Raw genomic sequence first — 22554 nt, forward strand, 5'->3', positions numbered from 1 at the left:
TTCCCCGCGCCCCTCGGGCGTTGCCGTGGCGGCGGCCCTGCGAAGATCCAGGGCCGCCGCCCGTGCTTCAGGATGTTCTGCTGTCAGGGGCAGCTGATGCGGGTGTCGCCCGCGTCGGTGGTGCAGGTGTCGGTGCCGGGGCCGCCGTTGGCGGTGTCGTTGCCCGGGACGCCGTCGACGGTCTCCAGCCGGTCGTTGCCGTAGTAGCCGGTCAGGGTGTCGTTGCCCGGGCCGCCGACGAGCCGGTCGTCCTGGAAGCCGCCGTCGACGCGGTCGTTGCCGTAGTCGCCGTGGACGGTGTCGTTGCCGGAGCCCGCGTTGACGACGTCGTCGCCGCTGAGCGCGCAGATGACGTCGGCGCCGCTGGTGCCGGTGATGGTGTCGTTGCCGCTGGTGCCGACACGGGTGCAGCCGCGGGCGTTGTCGATCGTGGTGGTCTTCGTGGCGGTGTTGTTGCCCGACACCGGGTCGGACGTGGTGGAGCTGACGGTGGCCCGGTCGGTGAGGGTGCCGGTGGCGCGCGGCTCGACCACGATCGTCACCGTGGCCGCGCCCGCGGCGCCGGGGGCGAGGGTGCCGAGGCTGCAGACCGCGCCGTCGGCGTTGATCGTGCAGCTGCCCCGGTTGGTGGTGGCGGAGATGACCGAGCCGGCGGGGCCGGTGAGCGTGTCGGTGAGCGTGACACCGGTCGCCGAGGTGTCGGCGGCGTTGTTGGTGACGGTCACCGTGTACGTGGCGCGGCTGCCGATGCTCATCGTGGTGGTGCCGGTCTTGGTGACCGACAGGTCGGCGCCGGCCGGCGGCGGGGGCGTGGTGCCGCCGCCCAGGAAGCGGGCCAGGGCGAAGTCGGTGTTCGTGCCGCCCGCGCCGACGGCGACGATCCGGCCGGCCGAGTCGAGCTTCACGCCGCGCGCCGCGTCGCTGCTGCCGCCGAAGCCCGCGGTCGCCCGGCCGCCGGCGCCGAAGCCGCCGTCGAGGCTGCCGTCGGGGTTGTACCGCAGGACGGAGAAGTCGTCCCCGTTGGTGCCGGCCGCGACGATCCGCCCGTCGGACTGCAGCGCGATGTCGGCGATCGTGGCGCCGGTGGTGAGGACCCGGCCGTTGCCGTCGAAGCTCGTGTCCGGGCTGCCGTCGCTCAGGTAGCGGCCCACTGCGGCCCGGCCGTCGCTGGAGCCGGCCGCGACGATCCGGCCGTCCGGCTGCACGGCGAGCGCCTCCACGGCCTCGTAGCCGCCGAAGTCGGTGCGGACGATGCCGTCGCCGGAGAAGGTGGTGTCCACGCTGCCGTCGGTGGTGAAGCGCATCAGCGCGAAGTCGAAGGCGGTCGAGCCGACCTCGCCCCCGACGACGATCTTCCCGTCGGGCTGCAGCGCCAGGGCGCGGCCGTCGCCGCCCTCCTGAAGGATCGGGCCCGCCGGGTTCGCGGTCACGATGCCGTCGCCGCCGCCGAAGGCGGGGTCCGGGGTGCCGTCGCCGGTGAGGCGCAGCACCGCCATCTCACCGCCCGTGTAGCCGGCCGCGACGATCCTCCCGCCGGCGTCGATCGCCACGTCGAGGGCGTCGGTGGGGCCGGCGATGTCGGCGAAGACCCGGCCGTCGCCGCTGAAGCTGGTGTCCAGGGTGCCGTCGGTGTTGTAGCGGGCCACCACGAACCAGCAGCAGTCCTCGTACTCTCGCCAGCTGTTGCCGACCACGACGATCTTGCCGTCCGCCTGGAGCGTGACGGCGTGGGCCTCGCTCCACTGCAGGCCGGGGTTCATGTTGTTGATGGCGGTCGTGACCTTGCCGTCGCCGCCGAAGCTGGTGTCCAGGGTGCCGTCGGCATTGTGGCGGGTCAGCGCGAAGTGACTCTCCAGCAGCGCGTTGTCGGCGGAGGAGCCGACGGAGACGATCTTGCCGTCGGACTGCACCGCCACGTCGTGTGCGTAGTCGTCACCGGCGAGAGGGGCGAGGACCTTGCCGTCGCCGCCGAAGGTGGGGTCGAGGTCGCCGGGGGCCGCGTTCGCGGTGCCGGGGAGGGTCAGGACGAGTGCCAGGACGGTCGCCGCGACGGTCCCGGCCCGGGCCAGAAGGGACCCGGGGCCGCGCCGCGCCCGGCGCGCATGGGGTGTGAGCATGACCGACAGCCTTTCGCCGCTCACACACACGGCCCTCCGGCACGACCGGCGTTGCCCTCACCGGACGCAGGAATCCATCCCCGCGGGTGTGTCGCCGGGGGTGCGGCGAGCGCGCGGGGGGCGCGGGCAGCGGGCAGCGGGCAGCGGGCAGCGGCGAAACCGGCAGCACGGACGCGCAGGCGGTGCCGAAGCACGTGCGGCGCGAAGGCGCGGGCACCATCGCAGCGCCGACAGCGCGGAAGCTCGGGCGGCACCGAAGCACCGGCCGCGCGGAAGCGCCGGCGGTACCAAAGCCCCGGCCACGTGGAAGCGCCGGCGGCACCGAAGCGCCGGCCACCCGGAGGGGCAGGCGCCGGCCCAGCGTCACGGGCGCGCGGGGGCGGGAAGCAGCACGGCCCCGCACGCCATTGTGCGGGGCCACGGTTCGTGACGATGTGCCGCCTCCCGCGGCCGGCCGTGACGATCACTGGTCAGGGCTCCCATCGGGGCCGGCCGCGGGGGATCTCGGAGGGCGTCGGTGCGCCCTGTTTTTTTCTGCGGGTCGTCAGCCCAGGCGCTCCACCAGGGCGCGGTACTGGTCCCACAGCTCCTTCGGCGTGTGGTCGCCGAAGGTGTTGAGGTGGTCGGGCACCAGGGCGGCCTCCTCGCGCCACACGTCCTTGTCGACGGTGAGCAGGAAGTCCAGGTCGGACTCGGACAGCTCCAGGCCGTCGGTGTCCAGGGCGGCCTTCGTCGGCAGCACGCCGATCGGGGTCTCGACGCCCTCGGCCTTGCCCTCCAGGCGCTCCACGATCCACTTGAGCACGCGGCTGTTCTCGCCGAAGCCGGGCCAGACGAACTTGCCCTCGTCGTTCTTGCGGAACCAGTTGACGTAGTAGATCTTGGGCAGCTTGGACTGGTCCTTGCCCTTGGCGACGTCGACCCAGTGGCCCATGTAGTCGCCCATGTTGTAGCCGCAGAACGGCAGCATGGCGAACGGGTCCCGGCGCAGCTCGCCGACCTTGCCCTCGGCGGCGGCGGTCTTCTCGGAGGCCACGTTGGCGCCGAGGAAGACGCCGTGGTTCCAGTCGAAGGATTCCGTCACCAGCGGCACCGCGGTGGCGCGGCGCCCGCCGAAGAGGATCGCGGAGATCGGCACGCCCTTGGGGTCCTCCCACTCGGGCGCGATGATCGGGCACTGCGAGGCGGGCACGGTGAAGCGGGCGTTGGGGTGGGCCGCCGGGGTCTCGGACGCCGGGGTCCAGTCGTTGCCCTTCCAGTCGGTGAGGTGGGCGGGGGCCTCCTCGGTCATGCCCTCCCACCACACGTCGCCGTCGTCGGTGAGGGCGACGTTGGTGAAGACCGCGTTGCCCCACAGCGTCTTCATCGCGTTGGCGTTGGTGTGCTCACCGGTGCCGGGCGCGACGCCGAAGAAGCCGGCCTCGGGGTTGATCGCGTAGAGGCGGCCGTCCTCGCCGAAGCGCATCCAGGCGATGTCGTCGCCGATGGTCTCCACGGTCCAGCCGGAGATCGTGGGCTCCAGCATGGCGAGGTTGGTCTTGCCGCAGGCGCTCGGGAAGGCGGCGGCGACGTACTTCGACTCGCCCTGCGGCGGGGTCAGCTTGAGGATGAGCATGTGCTCGGCGAGCCAGCCCTCGTCGCGCGCCATGACGGACGCGATGCGCAGGGCGTAGCACTTCTTGCCGAGCAGGGCGTTGCCGCCGTAGCCCGATCCGTAGGACCAGATCTCGCGCGACTCGGGGAAGTGCGAGATGTACTTGGTGGAGTTGCACGGCCACGGCACGTCCTCCTGGCCTTCGGCGAGCGGGGCGCCGAGGGTGTGGACGGCCTTGACGAAGAAGCCCTCGGAGCCGAGCTCGTCGAGGACCGGCTGTCCCATGCGGGTCATGGTGCGCATGGAGACGGCGACGTAGGCGGAGTCGGTGATCTCGACGCCGATCGCGGACAGCGGGGAGCCGAGCGGGCCCATGCAGAAGGGCACGACGTACATCGTGCGGCCCTTCATGGAGCCGCGGAACAGGCCCTTCTCACCGGCGAAGATCTCCCGCATCTCGGCGGGGGCCTTCCAGTGGTTGGTCGGGCCCGCGTCCTCCTCCTTCTCGGAGCAGATGAACGTACGGTCCTCGACACGCGCCACGTCGGTGGGGTCGGAGGCCGCGTAGTAGGAGTTCGGGCGTTTGATCGGGTCGAGCTTCTTGAACGTGCCCTTGGCGACCAGTTCCTCGCAGAGCCGCTCGTATTCGGCTTCGGATCCGTCGCACCAGACCACGTTGTCCGGCTGCGTGAGTTCGGCGATCTCGTTGACCCAGGAGACCAACTCCTGGTGGTTGGTGGGGACGACGGAGGGAGCCGCGATGTCTCGCGCCACGATTGCTCCTAGAAAGAGGGTTTTTTGTCCTGTCTGCCCCGTGGGGGCCGCGACCCGGATGCTTCGCAGCTGCTCATCCGGTGCCGACCGCACTCATTTGATCATCCGACGTCCGCGCCCATCTGTCCAGAGGACCTCACAGGTGAGCAGAGTGAGGATCGCCACGCTTAGCGACGCTTCTTTGCGTCCACATGGCGTTCAGCAAAAAGTTCTTTGCCTTGACGAGGGGCGGACACGGGGCGCACGGGGGCGGACACAGGGGTGCGCGGGGCAGACTCGGGGCGGACGCGCGTGAGACGATGGCCACTCTTCGCCACTCATCCGCCCGGGTCCGTCCGTAACTTACGGTTCCGTAGGTACGATTCAGGCATGACTGCGTCCGCCACCGACGCGCCTCTGGACACGCCGGCCGCCGGCCGCGGTTCCGTCGCGCCCTCGTCGCCGCATCCGATCAAACCGAAGCTCCGCGGCTGGCTGCATCTCGGCATGTTCCCGGCCGCACTCGTCGCGGGCCTGGTGCTCACCGCGCTCGCGGACTCCCCGCGCGGCCGCCTGGCCTGCGGCATCTACGCCCTGACCGCCTGTCTGCTGTTCGGCGTGAGCGCCCTGTACCACCGGGGCAACTGGAGCCCGCGCATGGACGGCGTCCTGCGCAGGCTGGATCACGCCAACATCTTCCTGATCATCGCGGGCACCTACACCCCGCTGACCATGCTGCTGCTGCCCGGCGCGAAGGGGCAGTGGCTGCTGTGGGGCATCTGGGCCGCGGCGGCGGCCGGGATCGTCTTCCGGGTGTTCTGGGTCGGCGCCCCGCGCTGGCTGTACACGCCCTGCTATCTGGCCATGGGCTGGGCGGCGGTGTTCTTCCTGCCCGACTTCATGCGCGCGGGTGGCATCGCGGTGCTGGTCCTGGTGATCGTCGGCGGCCTGCTCTACAGCGTGGGCGGTGTCGTCTACGGCATCAAGCGCCCCAACCCCTCGCCGCGCTGGTTCGGCTTCCACGAGGTGTTCCACTCGTTCACGCTGGCCGCCTTCATCGCCCACTACATCGGCATCTCACTGGTCGCCTACCAGCACGCGTAACGCGCACACCCCTCTCCGCGAGGCCACGGCTCATCGGAGCCGTGGCCTTTTTGCGTGCCCGGAAACCGTTCGGCGATTGACAGTCACTACTTTTTGATAGCTACTCTCATTCCATGGCTACTTCCAATCCACGCCGCTGGTGGGCTCTCGGTGCTCTGGTCGCGAGCATGCTCACGCTCGGCTTCGACATGACGATCCTCAACGTCGCCCTGCCGACGATGGCCGCCGGTCTCGGCGCCACGACCGGGGAGGCGCAGTGGATGGCGGACGCGTACGTCGTGGTCTTCGCCGCGCTGATGCTGCCCGCCGGACTGCTCGGCGACCGCTTCGGGCGGCGCCGCATGCTGATCACCGGGCTGGGGATCTTCCTCGCCGGGTCGGTCCTCGGCGCCCTCGCAGACGACGTCACCTGGGTGATCGCCGCCCGCGCGGTGATGGGCGTGGGCGGGGCGCTGGTCACCCCGCTCTCGCTGTCGGTGCTGCCCTCGCTGTTCACGTCCGAGGAGCGCACCAAGGCCGTCGGCATCGTCTCCGCCGCCTCCACGCTCGGCCTGCCGGTCGGCCCGATCCTCGGCGGCTGGCTGCTGAACCACTTCTGGTGGGGCTCGGTCTTCCTGGTCAATGTGCCCATGGCCGCGATCGGCATCCTGGCCTGCGTGTTCCTGCTGCCGGAGACCAGTGACCCCGCCTCCCCGCGCGTCGACGCGCTGTCCACCGCGCTCACCGCGGCCGGCCTCGGCTCGCTCGTCTACGCGATCATCGAGGCTCCCGCCCGCGGCTGGGGCGACCCGCTGGTCCTGGCCGGGTCGGCGCTGGCCGTCGTACTGATCGGGCTGCTCGCGCTGCGGGAGCGGCGGTCCGCGCGGCCCATGCTCGACATGGGGCTGCTCACCCAGCGCGGCTTCCTGTTCAACGCGCTCGCCGCGACCGTGGTGATGTTCGTGCTGTCCGGCCTGCTGTTCGTGCTGCCGGCCTACCTCCAGGCCGTCCTCGGGCAGGACGCCCTCGGCACCGGGGTGCGGCTGCTGCCGATGATGGGCGGCCTGCTGGTCACCGCGCGGGCCGCCCAGCCGCTGGTCGTGCGCTTCGGGCCGCGGGCCGTGGTCAGCGCCGGCATGGCGGTCCTCGCCTTCGCCGGCATCCTGGGCGCCCGTACGACGGTGGAGTCCGGCTACGGCTTCGCCGCGCTGTGGCTCACCCTGGCCGGGGCCGGCTTCGGCCTGGCGGTCGTCCCCGCGATGGCCGGCGCGCTCGGCACCCTGCCCGCCGACCGGGCCGGCAGCGGATCGGGCCTGCTGATGACCCTGCGGCAGGTCGGTGCCGCGCTGGGCATCGCGCTGCTGGGCAGCCTGCTCGCCGGCGAGCTGGACGCGGCGAGCCTCACCGCGTCCGCCGACCGCGCCTACGTGCACGGCATGGACCTGGCCCTGCTGGTCAGCGGGATCACGTCCCTGGTGGCCGCGCTGCTTGCCGCCGCCCTGCTCCCCGGCGCGCGCCCGGTGCGGGCCACCGCCGCCCCGGACATGGCCGCCGCGAAGGCCGATGTCCGACAATGACCTGCATGACGGCCGCACAGAGCACCTCCCCCGCCGACCGCCCCCAGCTGAGCCTGCGCGAGCGCAAGAAGATCAAGACGCGTGAGGCGATCCGCCGGGCGACCTACGAGCTGGTCCGCGAGCAGGGGTACGACGCCACCACGATCGACCAGATCGCCGAGCGCGCCGAGGTGTCCCCGTCGACCGTCTTCCGCTACTTCCCGACCAAGGAGGACATCGTCCTCACCGACGAGTACGACCCGCTGCTGCTGGAGGAGCTGCGGGCGCGGCCGGCGGACGAGCCCTGGCCCGACTCGGTGCGGCACATGCTGCGCGAGGCCGTGCGCACCGGCGTGGAGGAGGACGCGGAGGTCGCCCGGCTGCGCACCCGCCTCATGGTGGAGGTGCCCGCGGTGCGCTCGCGGATGATGCAGAGCATGTCGGTCACCGGCCGTGTGCTGTGCTCCGCCATCGGCGAGCGCACCGGCCGCGACCCGGGCGGCCTGGAGGTGCGGGTGACCGCGATGGCGCTGGTCGGCGCCCTGATGGAGACCACCCTGTACTGGGCGGAGAACGGCCACCGGGACGACTTCCCGGACCTCGTCGACCGGGCCCTTGAGGTTCTGCAGCGCGGGCTGCCCCGGCTGGATTCCTGAGAGCCGGCCACCGCTCGCGTGCCATGCTGATCGGGTGAACGCACCCGAGATCCACGTGGAATTCGCCCCCGAACTGGCCGTGTTCGTCCCGTCCGACCGGCGCCGGGGAAGCACCGCCCTGCGCACCGACGGCGTCTCCACCCTCGGCCATGTCGTCGAGTCCCTCGGCGTGCCGCTCACCGAGGTCGGCGCGCTGCTCGTCGACGGCCGTGACACCCCGGTCGGACACGTCCCGCGCGACGGCGAGAGGGTCGGCGTGCGTCCGGTCGCCCGGCCCCAGCGGGTGCCCGGCGCGCCCCTGCGGTTCCTCCTCGACGTGCACCTCGGCACCCTCGCCCGCCGGCTGCGGCTGCTCGGCGTGGACACGGCGTACGAGTCGACGGACATCGGCGACCCGGCGCTCGCCGCGCGCTCCGCCGCCGAGCAGCGGGTCATGCTCAGCCGCGACCGCGGCCTGCTGCGGCGCCGCGAGCTGTGGGCGGGCGCCTACGTCTACAGCACCCGCCCCGAGGAGCAGCTCCGCGACGTCCTCGACCGCTTCGACCCCGAGCTGCGCCCCTGGACCCGCTGCACCGCCTGCAACGGCCTGCTGCGCGAGGCCACCAAGGACGAGGTCGCCGGCCAGCTCGCCCACGGCACCCGGCGCACCTACGACGTGTTCGCCCAGTGCCGCACCTGCGGCCGCGCCTACTGGAAGGGCGCCCACCACGACCAGCTGGAGGCGATCGTGGAGGGCGCGCTGAGCATGCGCGGCCGGCGCGGCTGAACACGCCGGCCGCGCCGGTCCTCAGTGGCGCCTGACGGTCCTGACGGTGTCGCCCCGGCCGCAGGCGGTGCCGTCCCCGTTGCGGTCCAGGCGGTGCCGGTCGCGGCCGTGGACCGTGAGCTTCGTGCCGTAGCCCTTCTGCTTCAGCCACGCGCAGCGCTCGGACCGCGGCATCGCCGGGAACTTCCACGGCACGCACTGGTCGATGGAGCCGTAGGAGTGGTCGCAGCCGTCGTAGCCCCGGGGCATCTTCATGCCGTGGTGGTGGCCGTGGCCGGAGGGGGCCTCGGCCGCCGGGGTCTCCTCCAGGTCGGAGGCGTACGGCTGGACGCGGGCCTCGGCGGCCTGGCCGAAGGCGCCGACGCGGACCCACCGGGACACCGAGGGCACGCCTGCGGCGTCGACCACGCTCAGCATGTACCAGCCGGGCGGGGCCAGGTTGGGGTTGCTGGTCAGGCTGAGGTCGACCGTGGTGCCGTCGACGCTCATCGGCAGGTCGACGTAGCGCTGGTTGGGGTCGGAGGAGTGGGTGACCGCGGCCGGGCGGATCAGCGAGGCCTTCACCACCGGCTCGTCGACGGTGATGCGCTGGGTGCTGCCGTACGCCCAGGCGGTGTTCTGCAGCGAGGTGATCCGCGGCCGCGCGCCCTTGAAGAGGTAGGGCGGCTCGTAGATCGACACGCGCTGGTCGAAGGAGCCGTCGCCCGGGTTGTTGCCGATGGACAGCACGCGGCCGTCGGGCAGCAGCACGGACGAGGAGTGGTAGGTCCGCGGCACCGGGTCGGTGGCCAGGCCCGGCTGGAAGGCGTTCGTCGCCGGGTCGTACAGGGACGCCTCGAAGACGGGGTCCTCGCGGTAGGTGTGCAGGGCGCCGCCGGTCTCCAGGACCTTGCCGTCCGGGAGGATCACCGCGGAGACGTACACCTTGCCCTGGTCGCCGGTCTGCGGCCGGCCGTCCTGGTAGTGGCCCTGCGGCAGGTCCGGTCCGGGGACGTAGGCCGGGGAGTCGGCCTTCATGTCGACGACGTCGACGAGCCGGTGCGCGTCGGGCGAGACGGTGTGGTTGCCGCCGCCGATCGTGATGACCTTCTGGTCCTGGGCGGGCGGCAGCAGCACCGACATGGACTGGTCGCGCTCGTCCTTCCTGCGCAGGCCCGGCACGTCGGAGATCGTTCCGGCCCGGTAGTCGTAGACGGACGCGCCGCTGCCGGGCAGGCCGCCGCCGAAGACATGGCTGCCGGTGTAGAAGAGGCGGCCGTCCTGGAGCAGGATCATCGACGGGTACAGCCCCCAGAAGGACCAGGCCTGCTTGGCCTCGCCCATGGGCAGCCACTTGTTCTGGGCGTAGGAGAAGTGCTCGTTGACGACCGTGCCGGAGGAGTCCTCGCCGAGGCCGCCGAGGGAGATCACGTCGCCGTTGCCCATCGCGGTGGCCGACGGGTACCAGTGGCCGGCCAGCATGTCGTTGACCCTGACGTACTGGTTGAGCGCCGGGTCGAAGACGTAGCTGCTCCGCAGGCCCTTGTAGCCGACGCTGCCGTCGGGGGCCGCGTAGTCCTTGTTGCCGCCCATCACCAGCACGCGCCCGTCGGGGAGTTGGACGTGCCCGGCGCAGAAGAAGTCCTCGGGCGTGGGGATGTCGGTGTAGGTGCCGGCGACCGGGTCGTACAACGAGGTCCTGAAGGTGCCGGCCCGGAAGGCGTCCTGGTCGTTGCCGGAGCCCGCGATCAGCAGCACCTTGCCGTTGTGCAGCAGCACGGAGTGGATGGCGCGCACCGGTGAGCGGAGCGTCTGGACGGTCCACTCGCCCCGGCACTCGGGACCCGTGCCGCCCGCCTCGCAGGGGTCGGGCCCGGACGGCACGGTCGCGTCGGTCATGGTGTAGTCGTCGGTGGTCAGGGTGCCGACGCCGTACAGGGCGCCGCCCCAGGTCACCTGGTCGGTGCCGGGCGGGATGACGGGGGTGCGGACCTCGGTGCGGGCCCAGGCGGCGGACTGCGCCAGGGTCTTGAGGTCGGTCCAGTAGACCCAGCCGAGGCCGGTGTCGTGGCGGAAGATCGTGAAGGCCACGTCGGGGGTCGTCGACTTGTACCAGAAGGACAGGTCGTACTGGTGGCCCGGAGTGACCTGCGGGGCGCAGGAGTTCTCCAGCATCATCGTCTTGCGGTCGCCGTTCGCGCGCCGGGTCAGCGCGATGCGTACGGCGCTCTCGCCGGCGTGGGCGTCGTCGGTGACGGTGAAGCTGAAGTCGTTGTCGCCCCAGCCGGACTTCTCGAAGCACTGCGGGAACCGGGAGGCCGCGTCGAGGACTTCCAGGCCGGGGTTCTTCACCAGGTTGGTGGCGGCGGTGGCGGGCTGGGCGCCGAGCGGGCCGAGGCCGAGCGCGGCGGCGAACAGGAAGAGAGCGGTGGTCAGCAGACGGGTGGTTCTGCCGCGTGCCGGCCTTCGGGATGGCCTTCGGGATGGCCTTCGGAATGGGTACTGCACAGGTTCGTCCCCCCTTGGTGCGTGAAGAGGCCCTGGTCAGCCGTCGTCGCGGATGCGCAGGACGTCGATGCGGCCGCCGCCCTCGCCGAAGGTGGCGACGGGCGTGCCGTGCGCGAACAGGTCGCGCAGGGTGGGCAGATGCTCGCGCTCGCCGCGCAGGGCGGGCGTGGAGACGACGTAGTCGATGTCCCGCCAGCCGTGCGGCAGGGTCCTGGTGACGGCCGGGTCCTGGTCGAGCTTGTAGTGCCAGATGACTCCGGTGCCCGGCCGGTATCCGGCGTCGACCGCGTCCAGCCACAGCACGCCGTCGGTGACGACCCGCAGCTCGGAGCGGTCGCCGACCTCGGTGTCGTGCAGCCAGCGCGCGGCGTCGCGGTAGACGCCGTTGTCGTCGGCGGTGGCGGCGGCGCGGTCGCGCGCGTACCAGTGCGGTGCCGCCAGTACGGCCGCCGCGGCGAGGACGGCGACGGCCGCGACGGGACGCGGCCGGGCCCGTCCGGCCGTCCGGGGCAGCCGGGTGACCAGCACCTCGGCGAGTCCGGCGGCGGTCAGGGCGAGGAACGGCAGGGCCTGGACGATGTACATCTGCGGCAGATAGCCGCCGGGCCTGAGCGCGACCAGGGCGAGGACCAGCACGGCGAGCGCGGCGGGCCGCAGCCGTCGTACGGGTACGGCGAGCAGGGCGGCGACGGCCCCGCCGATCAGCAGGTAGGGGTCGCGGTCCAGCCAGTCGGTGAACAGCCGGTGGGCGTCGGTGCCGTCCTGGAAGACGGAGCCGCTGCCCTCGCGGCCGCCGAGCTGGAACTTGAGTGTGCCGAGCAGCGAGACGTGTCCGGCGCCGGGCAGCAGCTCGCCCTTGAGCAGGGCGTACAGCGGATAGAAGAGGACGGTCAGCACGAAGCCGGAGCCGAAGCCGGCCAGCGAGAACTTGCGGGTGCTGGGGTGGCTGCCCTGCCAGAGGGCCACCACCAGCACGGGCAGCAGGACGGCGATGGTCTCCTTGGAGAGCACCGCCAGCGCGAGGGCGATGCCGGCGGCCACGTGGTGCCACAGATGGCGGCGCGGTGAGAGCGCGAAGGCGAGCGCGGCCAGCACCCACAGGACGGCGAAGTTGTCCAGGTAGATCTGCCGGTGCAGGACGACCGCGAGCGGGGACAGCGCGTACAGCAGCATCGCGGCGGCGGCGGTGGGCCGGGCGAGGCCGAGGCGCCGGCCGATCACATAGACGAGGACACCCGCGGCTGCGGCCACGGGCAGCATGGCGATCCGGCCCTGGACATGGGCGGGCAGGCCGGGCAGCAGCCAGTCGGGCAGCCAGGACAGTCCGGCGAGCTGCATCCAGCCGAGCGGCGGGTGGTCGTACCAGTAGGTGTAATGCGCGAGTCCGCCGTGCCGGACCGCCCAGGCCTGGGCGAGATACGTGCCCTCGTCGTCGTTGGGAAAGGGATAATTCCCTATTCCGAGGGTCCGGATCAGAATGCCGACGGCGAGTACGGGCGTAACCCAGAAATAATCCCGCCGCAACAGTCCTCGGCGCGGCGGGCGATAAACGGAAGGTGAGCGTTCGGAAGCTCCGACTTCGCGCTGACGTTCGTCGCGGTCGTGCACACGGGCGTGCGACACGACCGTCTCCATGCGGAATCCCCCCACTGAAACCCCCCGGAATCAGGCATGCCGACGCATCATGGCACAGCTTCCGGCAGCACATGAGAGGAACCGCGAATTCCGCCGGAGACGGGAACCCTCACCTCAAGGCCATATTGCGACAGAAATGCCGAGCTGCTAGTTTCGGGCCCGACTTTGCCTAAGTCGGAAGATCACACAGCATGGGTGACCAGAAAGACCAGGGGGGGAATTCATGGTCTCCGTTGTGCTATTCATCGATTCCGTCGTGCTCATGGCCGCCGCCGGCGTGACGCTGTGGTGGATGCTGCACGCCTGGCGCACGCCCGAGACACTCGAGTCCACGGCCTTCGCCGCACCGGACGGGCGCGCCGAACTGTCCTTCACACTGCTGGTACCGGCCCGCCACGAGGAGGCGGTCCTCAGACACACGGTCGAGCAGATGCTCCGCATCGACCACCCCGCCTACGAGATCGTCCTCATCGTCGGCCACGACGACCCCGGCACCTCCGCCATCGCCCACGAACTCGCCGCCGAGCACCCCGGCGTCGTGCGCACGGTCGTCGACACCCACGAGAAGAAGAACAAGCCCCGCGCCCTCAACACCGCCCTGCCGCACGCCCGCGGCCAGGTCATCGGCGTCTTCGACGCGGAGGACGTCGTCCACCCCGAGCTGCTCGCCCACGTCGACTTCGCCTTCCGCCGGGAGGACGCCGACGTCGTCCAGGGCGGGGTCCAGCTCATCAACTACGAGAGCAGCTGGTACAGCCTGCGCAACTGCCTGGAGTACTTCTTCTGGTTCCGCAGCCGGCTGCACCTGCACGCCCGCAAGGGGTTCATCCCGCTCGGCGGCAACACCGTGTTCGTACGGTCCGACCTGCTGCGCGAGACCGGCGGCTGGGACGGCAACTGCCTGGCCGAGGACTGCGACCTGGGTGTGCGCCTGTCCTCCGGCGGCGCGAAGGTCGTCGTCGCCTACCACTCCGCGCTGGTCACCCGCGAGGAGACGCCCGACTCGGTCAAGGCGCTCTACAAGCAGCGCACCCGCTGGAACCAGGGCTTCCTGCAGGTCCTGCGCAAGGGCGAGTGGCGCAGACTGCCCGGTGTCGGCCAGCGCCTGCTCGCCCGCTACACGCTCAGCACGCCGTTCGTGCAGGCCGCGACCGGCGTGATGATCCCGCTCGGCATCCTGTTCGCCGTCATCGGCGGTGTCCCGCTGCCGTTCTCGATGTTCGCGTGGCTGCCCATGCTGCCGATGGCCGCGATGATCGTGTTCGAGGCGGTCGCGCTGCACGACTTCGGCCGTGAGTACGGCTTCAGGATCGGCTTCGGCCACTACGCCAAGCTGATCCTCGGCGGACCCGTCTACGCCGTCATCCTCGCGGCCGCCGCGCTGCGGGCCGTGTGGCGCGAGTACACCGGCCGCCGCGACTGGGAGCTGACCTCCCACGTCGGCGCGCACCTCGCGCAGCCGGCGCCCCAGCCCCAGGAGGCCAGGTGACGGCCGAGGCCGCCGATGTGTCCGTCGTCGCCCCGGCCCGCGGGGACACCGCGGACGTCCGCGGACTGCTCACCCGGGCCGGCGCCGCGATCCCGGCCGGGCCGCGCGCCGAGGTGGTCCTCGGCGGCGACACCCGCCGGTGATCGAAGGGGCCGCCGCGCCCTGGATCGTCGTCGTCGACGCCGGTCTGCGGCACCCGCCGGAGCTGATCCCCGCGCTCGTGGCGCGCGGGGAGGCGACCGGCGCGGAACTCGTCGTGGCGGGCCGGCGCCGGCCGGCCTTCCGCGCGTCCGCGCTGCTCGCCAAGTCCCTCTTCCCGCGCGCCCTGAGCGGGCTGAGCGACCCGACGAGCGGGATCTTCGCGATCCGCAGGTCTGCGGTCGACCGGGCCGCCCCTGAGGCGGACTTCGCGCCGCCCGGCCACGGGATCCTGCTGGACCTGGCCGTACGCTGCCGTCCGCGCGGCATCGCCGAGGTGCCGTACGAGGTGCCGTACGAGCACGGCGGGCGGCAGGCCGGCCGTTCCCGGGCGACCGCCCGCCGGGGCCTGCGGTTCCTGCGCCGGCTCCTCGCCCTGCGCACCGCCGACCCGAGGGCCCGCGCGGTCGTCTTCGGCCTGATCGGGCTGTCCGGATTCGTGCCCAACCTGCTCCTGCTGCGGCTGCTCCACGGCTGGGGACTGGCCTACACGCCGGCGGAGATCCTGGCCAACCAGGCCGGGCTGCTGTGGAACTTCGCGCTGATCGATTCCTTCGTCTACCGCCGTCAGCGGCGCCACCGCCGCGCGGTACGCCTGCTGTCGTTCGCGGCGGTCGGCAACGCCGATCTGGTCGCCCGCATCCCGCTCGCCGCGCTGCTGATGAGCACGGCGGACATGACGGCCGTACCGGCGACGGCGCTCGCGATGGTGCTCGTGTTCACCGCCCGCTTCCTGGTCGTGGACCGTCTGCTGTACCGCGGGCCGCGCACACCTCAGGCCGCCGTGCCCGTGCGGGAGCCGGTGACGGACCCGCCGGGCTGACGCGGCGAGCCCTACCGCGTGAGCCTCTCCCGCAGGGCCTGCCCGTCCGTCACCGGCAGGTCGCAGACGAAGTTGCGGCACACGTACGCCGTCGGGGCGCCGCCCACCAGCGTGCGGCCGGCCAGCAGCGGGAACTCCTCGCCGTCCGGGACGCCGTACGCCACGACCGCGCCGGGCGCGGTGGACAGCAGGGCCGTGCGGTGCAGGGCGCGGGTCGCCGGGTCGTCGAGCGCGGGGCCGACGACGGCGACCTCGCGCGGCCCGTCGAGCAGCGCCTCGGCGACGGCGAGGCCCCAGCCGATGAACCGGGGCACCCGCGGCCCGAGCGCCTTCACCACGCCCAGCGCCCGCTCGGCGGCGGCCCGGTGGGGCTCGGCCCCGGTGTGCGCGGCGTAGGACAGCAGGGCGCCCGCGGCGGCGGTCCAGCCGGAGGGGGCGGCGTTGTCGGTGGGGTCCTGGGGCCTGCGGATCAGCCGCTCGGCGTCCACGGCCGTGTCGTACAGGGCGCCCGACTCCTCGTCGGCGAACCGGGTCAGGACGTGGTCGAGGAGCAGCCCGGCGAAGTCCAGCCACACGCCCTCGCCGGTCACCGAGGCCAGTGCGAGGAAGCCCTCGGCGACGTCGGCGTAGTCCTCCAGGACACCGGCGTTGGGGCCGACGCGGCCGTCCTTGCTGGTCCGGGCGAGGCGGCCGTGCTCGTCGAGGTGCACGCGGACGAGCAGGTCGGCGGCGGCGAGGGCGGCGTCGACCAGGTCCGGCCGCTCCAGGCAGGCGCCGGTCTCGGCGAGCGCGGCGATCGCGAGCCCGTTCCAGGCGGCGACGACCTTGTCGTCCCGGCCGGGGGCGGGCCTCTCGGCGCGGGCGGCCAGCAGGCGGGCCCTGACGGAGGCGACCTCTCCGGCGTCGAAGACGCCCTCCTGCTGAGGGAGTTGCAGCACCGATGCGCCCTCCTCGAAGGTGCCCTCCTCGGTGACGCCGAAGTACCGCGCGGCGAGGCCGGCGTCGTCCTGGAGCACCTCCCTCAGCTGGGCCGGCGTCCAGACGTAGTAGGCGCCCTCGACGTGCCGGCCGGTGCCGTCGTCGCTGTCGGCGTCCAGGGCCGAGGCGAACCCGCCCTCGGGAGTGCGCAGTTCACGGACCAGGAAGTCGGCGGTCTCCAGCGCGACCCGACGCGCCAGCTCGGAGCCGGTGGCGCGCCAGAGGTGGGTGTAGACGCGGCACAGCAGGGCGTTGTCGTACAGCATCTTCTCGAAGTGCGGCACGATCCAGTCGCGGTCGACGGAGTAGCGGGCGAAGCCGCCGCCGAGCTGGTCGTAGAGGCCGCCGCGGGCCATCCGCTCGCAGGTGTCCTGCGCCATCTGCAGGGCGCCCTCGGCGCCGGTGCGGGCGTGGTGGCGCAGCAGGAACTCGATCACCATGGACGGCGGGAACTTCGGCGCCCCGCCGAACCCGCCGCGCTGCGGGTCGTACTCCCTCGTCAGCCCGAGCAGCGCCTGTGCCAGTTCCTGCTCGCCGGGCGCCGCGGTGCCGCCGAAGTCGATCTCCCGCCCGGCCAGGTCCCGGACGATCTTCCCGGCGACCTCGGCGACCTCCTCGCGCCGGTCGGTCCAGGCCTGCCGCACGCCTTCGAGCACCTGCCGGAAGGACGGCATGCCGTGCCGCGGGGCGGGCGGGAAGTACGTCCCGAAGTAGAACGGCTCGCCCTCGGGCGTGAGGAACACGGTCATGGGCCAGCCGCCCTGCCCGGTCGCCGCCTGCACGGCCTCCATGTAGACGGCGTCGACGTCGGGGCGCTCCTCGCGGTCGACCTTGACGCTCACGAAGTGCTCGTTGAGGTAGTCGGCGGTCGCCCGGTCCTCGAAGGACTCGTGCGCCATCACATGGCACCAGTGGCAGCTGGAGTACCCGACGCTGAGCAGGACCGGTTTCCCGCTGCTGCGCGCCTCCTCGAACGCCTCGTCCGACCAGGGCCACCAGTCGACCGGGTTGTCGGCGTGCTGGAGCAGATAGGGGGACGTCTCATGGGCCAGTCGATTCGGCATACCCCCATCCTGCCGCAGGGTCCCTCACGTCACGCGCCGGGCGGCTCCCGGACGCTCCACTCGAACCCGTCCCCCACACTTCGGCCACATCCCGCCCCCTCGCCCCGCTGCCCCGTGCGCCGCACACTTGACCCCGTAGCCGTAGCGCCGGAGGGGGACATGACATGAGGGACGGTCATCGGGCGGAGGCCGAGGGGTTGTTGGCGCGGGCCGTGGAGGAGGAGGTGCGCCGGTCGGGCGGCCGCACCGACGGGAAGGTGCTGCTGGCCCGGGCGCGGGCGGCGCTGGACACGATGGCGGGCGCGGCGGCCGAGGAGTACGCCGCCTATGTGCGCGCGCTGGACGAGGCGGACGCCGGCCGGCTGACGTTCGGGCAGCGCTACGCCCGCGAGGGCGGCGGCACCCCGCTGTTGGTGGCGGCCGTCGCCGCGGGCGCCGCGGTGGTGGCCGACCTGGCCCTGGGCACCGGCGGCGGCACCGCGCTGGGCGCGGGCGCGACGGTCGGCGTGGCGGGCGCGGCGGCGACCGTGGTGAAGGTGGCCGGCTCCCATCTGCCGGCCGCCCACCGGCGGGCGGGCGCGGCCGGCCGGCCCGGCGGGCCCGAGCAGCTGCGGCTGCAGTGGCTGACCGCGCTGGAGGTGCGCGGGATCCGGCCCTTCCTCGATCAGCAGCGGGTACTGGCCGCGTCGACCGGCCCGAAGAAGGGCGGGCCCAAGCTGCTCGGCGCCGACAAGAGCGCGGCGGCCCGGGGCCGCAGTGTGCTGGAGCAGTCCTTCGGGCATCTGCCCGAGCCGTCGGGGCCGTTCGCGGGGCGGCGGCAGGAGCTGGCGCGCATCCGGCAGTGGGTGCAGGCGGCCCGGGCGAACACCAGCACCCGGCCGACCGTGGTGGTGCTGCACGGGGCGTCCGGCAGCGGCCGTACGACACTCGCGGTGCGGGCCGCGCACGATCTGCGGGACCAGTTCCGCGGGGCGTGTCTGGTGGACCTGCGCGGCGACAGCCCGGACGAGCCCGCGCTGTCCACGCGCGACGCGCTGCTGCATCTGCTGAACCGGCTGGGCGCGCCGCGCGAGCAGTTGCTGTTCCGGGAGCGCTCGTCGGCGGATCAGCAGGTCAAGCGGCTCAGTGAGCTGTACCACCAGCATCTGACCGGCGTGCCCGTCACCGTCGTGCTCGACGACGCCTGCGATCCGGAGCAGGTGCGCACGCTGGTGCCGGAGCGCTCCGACAGCCTGGTGCTGGTGACCGCGCGGCGGCCGCTGCAGCTGCCGCCGGACCTGCCGGCGTGGGTGCACGAGCTGGCGGTGGAGCCGCTGGACGCGGAGGGCGCCAAGGAGCTGCTCGGGGCGGGGTCGTCCGACGGGGAGGCCGCCTCGGAGATCAGGCGGCTGTGCGGCGGGCTGCCGCTGGCGCTGCGGATCGCGGGGTCGGCGCTGGAGGCGGGGTCCAGGACGGCGACGGGGACGGGCACGGGCACGGGGTCGCGGTCGCCGCGGGCGCTGGCCGCCGACCTCGGGGCGTACGGTCCCGTCGAGCCGGTCGAGCGGGCGCTGTGGCTGCGCTACACCGATCAGCCCGAACAGGCCCGGCGGCTGCTGCGGCGGCTGGCGCTGGCCGGGCGGGCCTCACTGGGCGCGGCGGCTGCCGCGTCGCTGCTGGCGACGGACGAGGCGGAGGCGACCCGGCATCTGGTGGCGCTGTCCCGGGCGGGCCTGATCGACCATGTCCGCGGCAGCCGCTACCGGCTGCACGACCTGGTGCGCGCCTTCGCGCACGCCCGGCTGCTGGACGAGGAGGACCCGGCGGAGCGTACGGCGGCCCAGGAGCGGCTGATCGTGAACTACGCCGACCTCGCCGACTCGGTGCTGCGGCTGGTCGACGGCAACATGTCGACGCGCTCGGACCGCTTCGGCCCGCACGGCTTCACGTCCCTGGACGAGGCGCTGCGCTGGCTGGACGACGAGTCGAGCTTCATCACCTCCACGCTGCGGCACGCCGAGGGAGTCGGCCAGGCGGCCGTGCTGAACCTGTTGGGGGCGCTGTGCGACTACTGCCTGCTGCGCGGCGACCTGTACCGGCTGGGCGAGATCAGCGAGCTGGCGCAGGCCGTCGACCAGGGGCTGCTGCTGCGCTCGGTGCAGTGGCGCACGGGCATCGCGGCCCGCCAGCTCGGCGAGCTGGACCGGGCCCGGGCCACGCTGACGTCGGTGGTCGACCTGTACCGGGAGGCGCATCACGACGCCGGCGCGGCCCGCGCCCTGTGCTCGCTCGGGATCACCCTGCACCACCAGGGCAACCTGACCGAGGCGTCGGCGAAGCTGCGCGAGGCGCTGGATCTGCAGGCGGCGCCCGAGCTGGCCACGGACCGGGCGTGGACGATGCACGCCCTGGCGGCGGTGGAACGCGACCGCGCGCACGTCTCCGAGGCCCTGGACCTGCTCGACCGCTCCCTGGAGCTGCACCGCGCGGGCGAGTCGGTGCACGGCGAGGCCTGGGCGCACTACCAGCTCGGCCAGCTCCGGCTGCGGCTGGGCGAGGTACCGCGCGCGGAGTCGGAGCTGCGGACGGCCCTGGAGCTGTACGGCCGCACCCGCGACGCCCGCGGTGAGGCGTGGGCGCTGACGCAACTGGCGCGGGCCCGGCTCGTGGCGGGCGACATCCCGCCCGCGACGGACGGGCTGCGGCAGGCGGAGACACGGCACCGGGAGAACGAGGACGCGCGCGGCGAGGCGTGGACGCTGTACTACCTGGGGCAGGCCCTGGAGGAGTCCGGCGACCTGGACCGGGCGGTGCGGACGCTGGAGCGGTCCCGCACGATGTTCTCCCGGATGCGGGACGTCTACGGCCTGGCCTGCGCCCGGCACCACTCGGCCCGGGTGACCCGCGACCAGCGCGCCGCGCAGACGGGCTCCCTGCGCAACTCCGGCTTCGCCCGCCAGCTGCTGGTGGACGCCCGCGCCGACTTCCAGCGCATCGGTGTCGCCCACGGGGAGGCGTGGACGTGTCTGGAGCTGGCGGTGGTGGACGCGGGCAACGCCCGCACCGCCCAGGCCCTCGCGCTGTGCGACGAGGCGACCGGCCTGTTCGCCGGGTACGGCGACCGCCGCGGCGAGGACTGGGCCCGCTTCCTGCGCTGCACCCTCCTGCCGTACGCCGCCCCCGGCGGGGTCGACGTCGGTACGGCGGTGGCGCAGGAGGAGCTCGCCCAGCTGGCCCGCGACACGCACGGGCTGCGCGACGAGAAGCTGGACGACTTCATCGAGGCGTACCAGCTGCTGCTGGAGCGCGGGGTGAGCCTGGAGGCCGGCTGGCAGGGCTGGCGGCTGCGCATGGTGCCGGACCGGCACGCCCGTGAGGTGATGGGGGTGCCGGCGGCGCGGGCGGCTTCCTAGGGGGCGAGACACCCCCCGTAGGCACCGGGACAGCACACGGCGCGGCTCGGCGTGACCTGCGGTGGAGTGACCTTCAGGGGTCGCTCCCCGGACGCCGGGCCGCGCCGGTGCCCGCGGTGTGCGGCCGGGCTCAGCCCTTGGCGGGCGAGGCCTTGCCGGGGGTGTCGGTCTCGGTGTCCCGCTCGGGAGTCTCCTTGAAGTCGACCTTGCCCATGTGGCGGTTCATCGACTTCATCAGCCCCCACACGGCCAGGGCCATCACCGCGAAGACGATGAAACCGAGGACGCCGGGGGTCACCTTGTCCTTGTCGAGTTCCTCGGCGAGGGGGACCAGGTGCGTCAGTGCCAGGCTTGCGCTCATGTCAGGCATTGTCGCGGATGCCCGCGAAGAGGTCGTCCTCGGGGAGGGTGGTGTCCACGAGCGACTTGGCGAGCTCGTACTCCTCCGTCGGCCAGACCTCCTTCTGGACCTCCATCGGCACGCGGAACCAGGGGCCCTCGGGGTCGATCTGCGTGGCGTGCGCGACCAGCGCCTTGTCGCGGATCTCGAAGAACTCGGCGCACGGGATGTGCGTGGTCAGGGTGCGGTCCTTGTGGCCGGAGGCGTCCCAGCGCTTGAGCCACTCGCCGTAGGGGGACTCCAGGCCCCGGTCCAGCATCGCCTGGTGCAGGGCCATGGTGCGGGGCCGGTTGAAGCCCTGGTTGTAGTACAGCTTCCGCGGCTGGTACACCGGCCCGAACTCGTCCTCGGGGTACTTCGCGGCGTCGGCCGCGCCCTCGAACGCCACCATCGAGATCTTGTGGGTCATGATGTGGTCGGGGTGGGGGTAGCCGCCGTTCTCGTCGTAGGTGGTGATCACCTGGGGACGGAACGCGCGGATCTTGCGCACCAGCTCGCCGGCCGCCTTGTCGACGTCCTCCAGGGCGAAACAACCCTCCGGCAGCGGCGGCAGCGGGTCGCCCTCGGGCAGCCCGGAGTCGACGAAGCCCAGCCACTCCTGCTTGACCCCGAGGATCTCGCGGGCCTCGTCCATCTCTTTCTTGCGCACCTCGTGGATGTGCTCCTCGATGTACGTGTCACCCTGCAGCTTCGGGTTGAGGATGGACCCGCGCTCTCCGCCCGTGCAGGTCACCACCAGCACGTCCACCCCCTCGGACACGTACTTGGCCATGGTGGCCGCGCCCTTGCTCGACTCGTCGTCGGGGTGGGCGTGCACGGCCATCAGTCGCAGCTGGTCAGTCAAGACTCAATCCTCAAGTCGAAGTCGGCGCCCGGGGTGACCGGGTGCGAACGGCGGCTTCTATAGTGACCGAATCGGGGGGCGAATAATTCCGGCTCCGGGTCCGGGGCCCCTTTCGGGACGTTCGTCCCGCACTGCCGAGAGGACGATCATGAGTACGGCGAGTACGCGACTGCCCGAGGGCCGTTACGGCCGTTCCTCGGACGAACGCGCCGACCGCACGCTCAAGGTCGTCGGCATCGCCCTCGGCGCCGCCCTGCTCGCCGTGGTGGGCTGGTTCGGCTACCACTATGTGGCGGGCACCGACATCAGCGCCCAGGTGATCGGCTTCCAGGCCGAGGACGACCGGGTGAAGGTGCATCTGGAGGTGCACAAGGACTCCGGGATCACCGGCTACTGCACGGTCCGCTCCCAGGCCGAGAACGGCGCCGAGGTCGGCCGGGCGGACTTCCGCTTCGACGGCTCCGCCACCCGGATCGACCAGGTCGTCACGCTGCGTACCACCTCGCGGGGCACCACCGCCGAGCTGGTCGGCTGCCACGAGGACTGAGCCGCCCACCCGCACGAGGACGGGCAGCGGGCCGACGTCAACCGATCACGGCGGCCGTCGCTCGGAATACTCGGCGCTGACCTGCGTTGACGGGATTTTGGTGACTTATGTCCTCCCCCTTCCGCCCCTGAATTGTTAGGCTCGTGGTTTCGCCCACTCATGAAGGAACATT

At 72.5% G+C, this 22554-nt stretch carries 16 protein-coding genes; 9 read left to right on the forward strand and 7 right to left on the reverse strand.

Annotated elements, in window-relative coordinates; all coding sequences use genetic code 11:
• Positions 1–83: 83 nt before the first annotated feature.
• Together ACIGXJ_RS17420 and ACIGXJ_RS17425 are read right to left on the reverse strand one after the other, a co-directional pair.
• Positions 84–2117, reverse strand: a complete 2034-nt coding sequence (locus tag ACIGXJ_RS17420; protein WP_399645720.1) for a calcium-binding protein — start codon at positions 2115–2117, stop codon at positions 84–86.
• Between the two features lie 544 nt (positions 2118–2661).
• The gene (locus ACIGXJ_RS17425) at positions 2662–4485 is read right to left on the reverse strand and encodes a phosphoenolpyruvate carboxykinase (GTP) (RefSeq protein ID WP_399645723.1); all 1824 of its coding nucleotides are present in this window, start codon (positions 4483–4485) and stop codon (positions 2662–2664) included.
• Between the two features lie 369 nt (positions 4486–4854).
• Here ACIGXJ_RS17425 and ACIGXJ_RS17430 point away from each other — a divergent pair, with 369 nt between their 5' ends.
• The 4 genes from ACIGXJ_RS17430 (at position 4855) to ACIGXJ_RS17445 (ending at position 8525) form a co-directional block, all read left to right on the forward strand.
• On the forward strand, positions 4855–5568 hold the full coding sequence (locus ACIGXJ_RS17430; RefSeq protein ID WP_399645726.1) for a hemolysin III family protein: 714 nt from the start codon (positions 4855–4857) through the stop codon (positions 5566–5568).
• A 113-nt stretch (positions 5569–5681) separates the two neighbouring features.
• The gene (locus ACIGXJ_RS17435) at positions 5682–7124 is read left to right on the forward strand and encodes a DHA2 family efflux MFS transporter permease subunit (RefSeq protein ID WP_399645729.1); all 1443 of its coding nucleotides are present in this window, start codon (positions 5682–5684) and stop codon (positions 7122–7124) included.
• Positions 7121–7759 carry a TetR/AcrR family transcriptional regulator gene (locus tag ACIGXJ_RS17440; RefSeq protein WP_399645731.1) on the forward strand — a complete coding sequence of 213 codons (639 nt, stop codon included), beginning with the start codon at positions 7121–7123 and terminating at the stop codon, positions 7757–7759. The genes ACIGXJ_RS17435 and ACIGXJ_RS17440 overlap by 4 nt, the downstream gene beginning before the upstream one ends.
• A gap of 34 nt (positions 7760–7793) precedes the next feature.
• Entirely contained in the window at positions 7794–8525 is a 732-nt protein-coding gene (locus tag ACIGXJ_RS17445; RefSeq protein ID WP_399645734.1) for a Mut7-C RNAse domain-containing protein, read from the forward strand.
• Positions 8526–8546: 21 nt separating this feature from the next.
• On the opposite strand, the gene ACIGXJ_RS17450 is transcribed toward ACIGXJ_RS17445, so the two are convergent.
• Together ACIGXJ_RS17450 and ACIGXJ_RS17455 are read right to left on the reverse strand one after the other, a co-directional pair.
• Positions 8547–11012, reverse strand: coding sequence for a galactose oxidase-like domain-containing protein (locus tag ACIGXJ_RS17450; RefSeq protein WP_399645737.1), 2466 nt, complete (start codon positions 11010–11012; stop codon positions 8547–8549).
• Positions 11013–11048: 36 nt separating this feature from the next.
• Entirely contained in the window at positions 11049–12536 is a 1488-nt protein-coding gene (locus tag ACIGXJ_RS17455) for an ArnT family glycosyltransferase (RefSeq protein ID WP_399645739.1), read from the reverse strand.
• A gap of 373 nt (positions 12537–12909) precedes the next feature.
• Here ACIGXJ_RS17455 and ACIGXJ_RS17460 point away from each other — a divergent pair, with 373 nt between their 5' ends.
• The 3 genes from ACIGXJ_RS17460 to ACIGXJ_RS17470 are packed head-to-tail and all read left to right on the forward strand — an operon-like array spanning position 12910 to position 15157.
• Complete coding sequence (locus ACIGXJ_RS17460) at positions 12910–14136, forward strand: glycosyltransferase (protein WP_399645741.1); 1227 nt, start codon at positions 12910–12912, stop codon at positions 14134–14136.
• On the forward strand, positions 14133–14279 hold the full coding sequence (locus tag ACIGXJ_RS17465; RefSeq protein ID WP_399645744.1) for a hypothetical protein: 147 nt from the start codon (positions 14133–14135) through the stop codon (positions 14277–14279). Before ACIGXJ_RS17460 ends, ACIGXJ_RS17465 begins: the two co-directional genes overlap by 4 nt.
• Entirely contained in the window at positions 14276–15157 is an 882-nt protein-coding gene (locus ACIGXJ_RS17470) for a GtrA family protein (RefSeq protein WP_399645746.1), read from the forward strand. The genes ACIGXJ_RS17465 and ACIGXJ_RS17470 overlap by 4 nt, the downstream gene beginning before the upstream one ends.
• Before the next feature lie 11 nt (positions 15158–15168).
• On the opposite strand, the gene ACIGXJ_RS17475 is transcribed toward ACIGXJ_RS17470, so the two are convergent.
• Positions 15169–17199 carry a thioredoxin domain-containing protein gene (locus ACIGXJ_RS17475; protein WP_399645748.1) on the reverse strand — a complete coding sequence of 677 codons (2031 nt, stop codon included), beginning with the start codon at positions 17197–17199 and terminating at the stop codon, positions 15169–15171.
• 164 nt (positions 17200–17363) lie between these two features.
• On the opposite strand from ACIGXJ_RS17475, the gene ACIGXJ_RS17480 reads away from it, so the two are divergent.
• Positions 17364–20591, forward strand: coding sequence for a tetratricopeptide repeat protein (locus tag ACIGXJ_RS17480; protein WP_399645750.1), 3228 nt, complete (start codon positions 17364–17366; stop codon positions 20589–20591).
• A 130-nt stretch (positions 20592–20721) separates the two neighbouring features.
• Here the strand turns inward: ACIGXJ_RS17480 and ACIGXJ_RS17485 are convergent, their stop codons facing one another.
• Positions 20722–20952 carry a hypothetical protein gene (locus ACIGXJ_RS17485; protein ID WP_399645753.1) on the reverse strand — a complete coding sequence of 77 codons (231 nt, stop codon included), beginning with the start codon at positions 20950–20952 and terminating at the stop codon, positions 20722–20724.
• A 1-nt stretch (position 20953) separates the two neighbouring features.
• Positions 20954–21814, reverse strand: coding sequence for a mycothiol conjugate amidase Mca (mca, locus tag ACIGXJ_RS17490; RefSeq protein ID WP_399645997.1), 861 nt, complete (start codon positions 21812–21814; stop codon positions 20954–20956).
• Positions 21815–21983: 169 nt separating this feature from the next.
• On the opposite strand from mca, the gene ACIGXJ_RS17495 reads away from it, so the two are divergent.
• On the forward strand, positions 21984–22382 hold the full coding sequence (locus ACIGXJ_RS17495; protein WP_399645756.1) for a DUF4307 domain-containing protein: 399 nt from the start codon (positions 21984–21986) through the stop codon (positions 22380–22382).
• Positions 22383–22554 lie beyond the last annotated feature (172 nt).

This window comes from Streptomyces sp. NPDC053367 (genome assembly GCF_044545925.1).
GTDB lineage: Bacteria > Actinomycetota > Actinomycetes > Streptomycetales > Streptomycetaceae > Streptomyces.

Excerpts from the sequence above, each read along its gene's own strand:
- ACIGXJ_RS17420 (WP_399645720.1), bottom strand. The coding sequence starts at position 2,117 with ATGCTCACACCCCATGCGCGCCGGGCGCGGCGCGGCCCCGGGTCCCTT.
- ACIGXJ_RS17430 (WP_399645726.1), top strand. The coding sequence starts at position 4,855 with ATGACTGCGTCCGCCACCGACGCGCCTCTGGACACGCCGGCCGCCGGC.
- ACIGXJ_RS17435 (WP_399645729.1), top strand. The coding sequence starts at position 5,682 with ATGGCTACTTCCAATCCACGCCGCTGGTGGGCTCTCGGTGCTCTGGTC.
- ACIGXJ_RS17440 (WP_399645731.1), top strand. The coding sequence starts at position 7,121 with ATGACCTGCATGACGGCCGCACAGAGCACCTCCCCCGCCGACCGCCCC.
- ACIGXJ_RS17460 (WP_399645741.1), top strand. The coding sequence starts at position 12,910 with ATGGCCGCCGCCGGCGTGACGCTGTGGTGGATGCTGCACGCCTGGCGC.
- ACIGXJ_RS17475 (WP_399645748.1), bottom strand. The coding sequence starts at position 17,199 with ATGCCGAATCGACTGGCCCATGAGACGTCCCCCTATCTGCTCCAGCAC.
- ACIGXJ_RS17480 (WP_399645750.1), top strand. The coding sequence starts at position 17,364 with ATGAGGGACGGTCATCGGGCGGAGGCCGAGGGGTTGTTGGCGCGGGCC.
- ACIGXJ_RS17485 (WP_399645753.1), bottom strand. The coding sequence starts at position 20,952 with ATGAGCGCAAGCCTGGCACTGACGCACCTGGTCCCCCTCGCCGAGGAA.
- mca (WP_399645997.1), bottom strand. The coding sequence starts at position 21,814 with ATGGCCGTGCACGCCCACCCCGACGACGAGTCGAGCAAGGGCGCGGCC.
- ACIGXJ_RS17495 (WP_399645756.1), top strand. The coding sequence starts at position 21,984 with ATGAGTACGGCGAGTACGCGACTGCCCGAGGGCCGTTACGGCCGTTCC.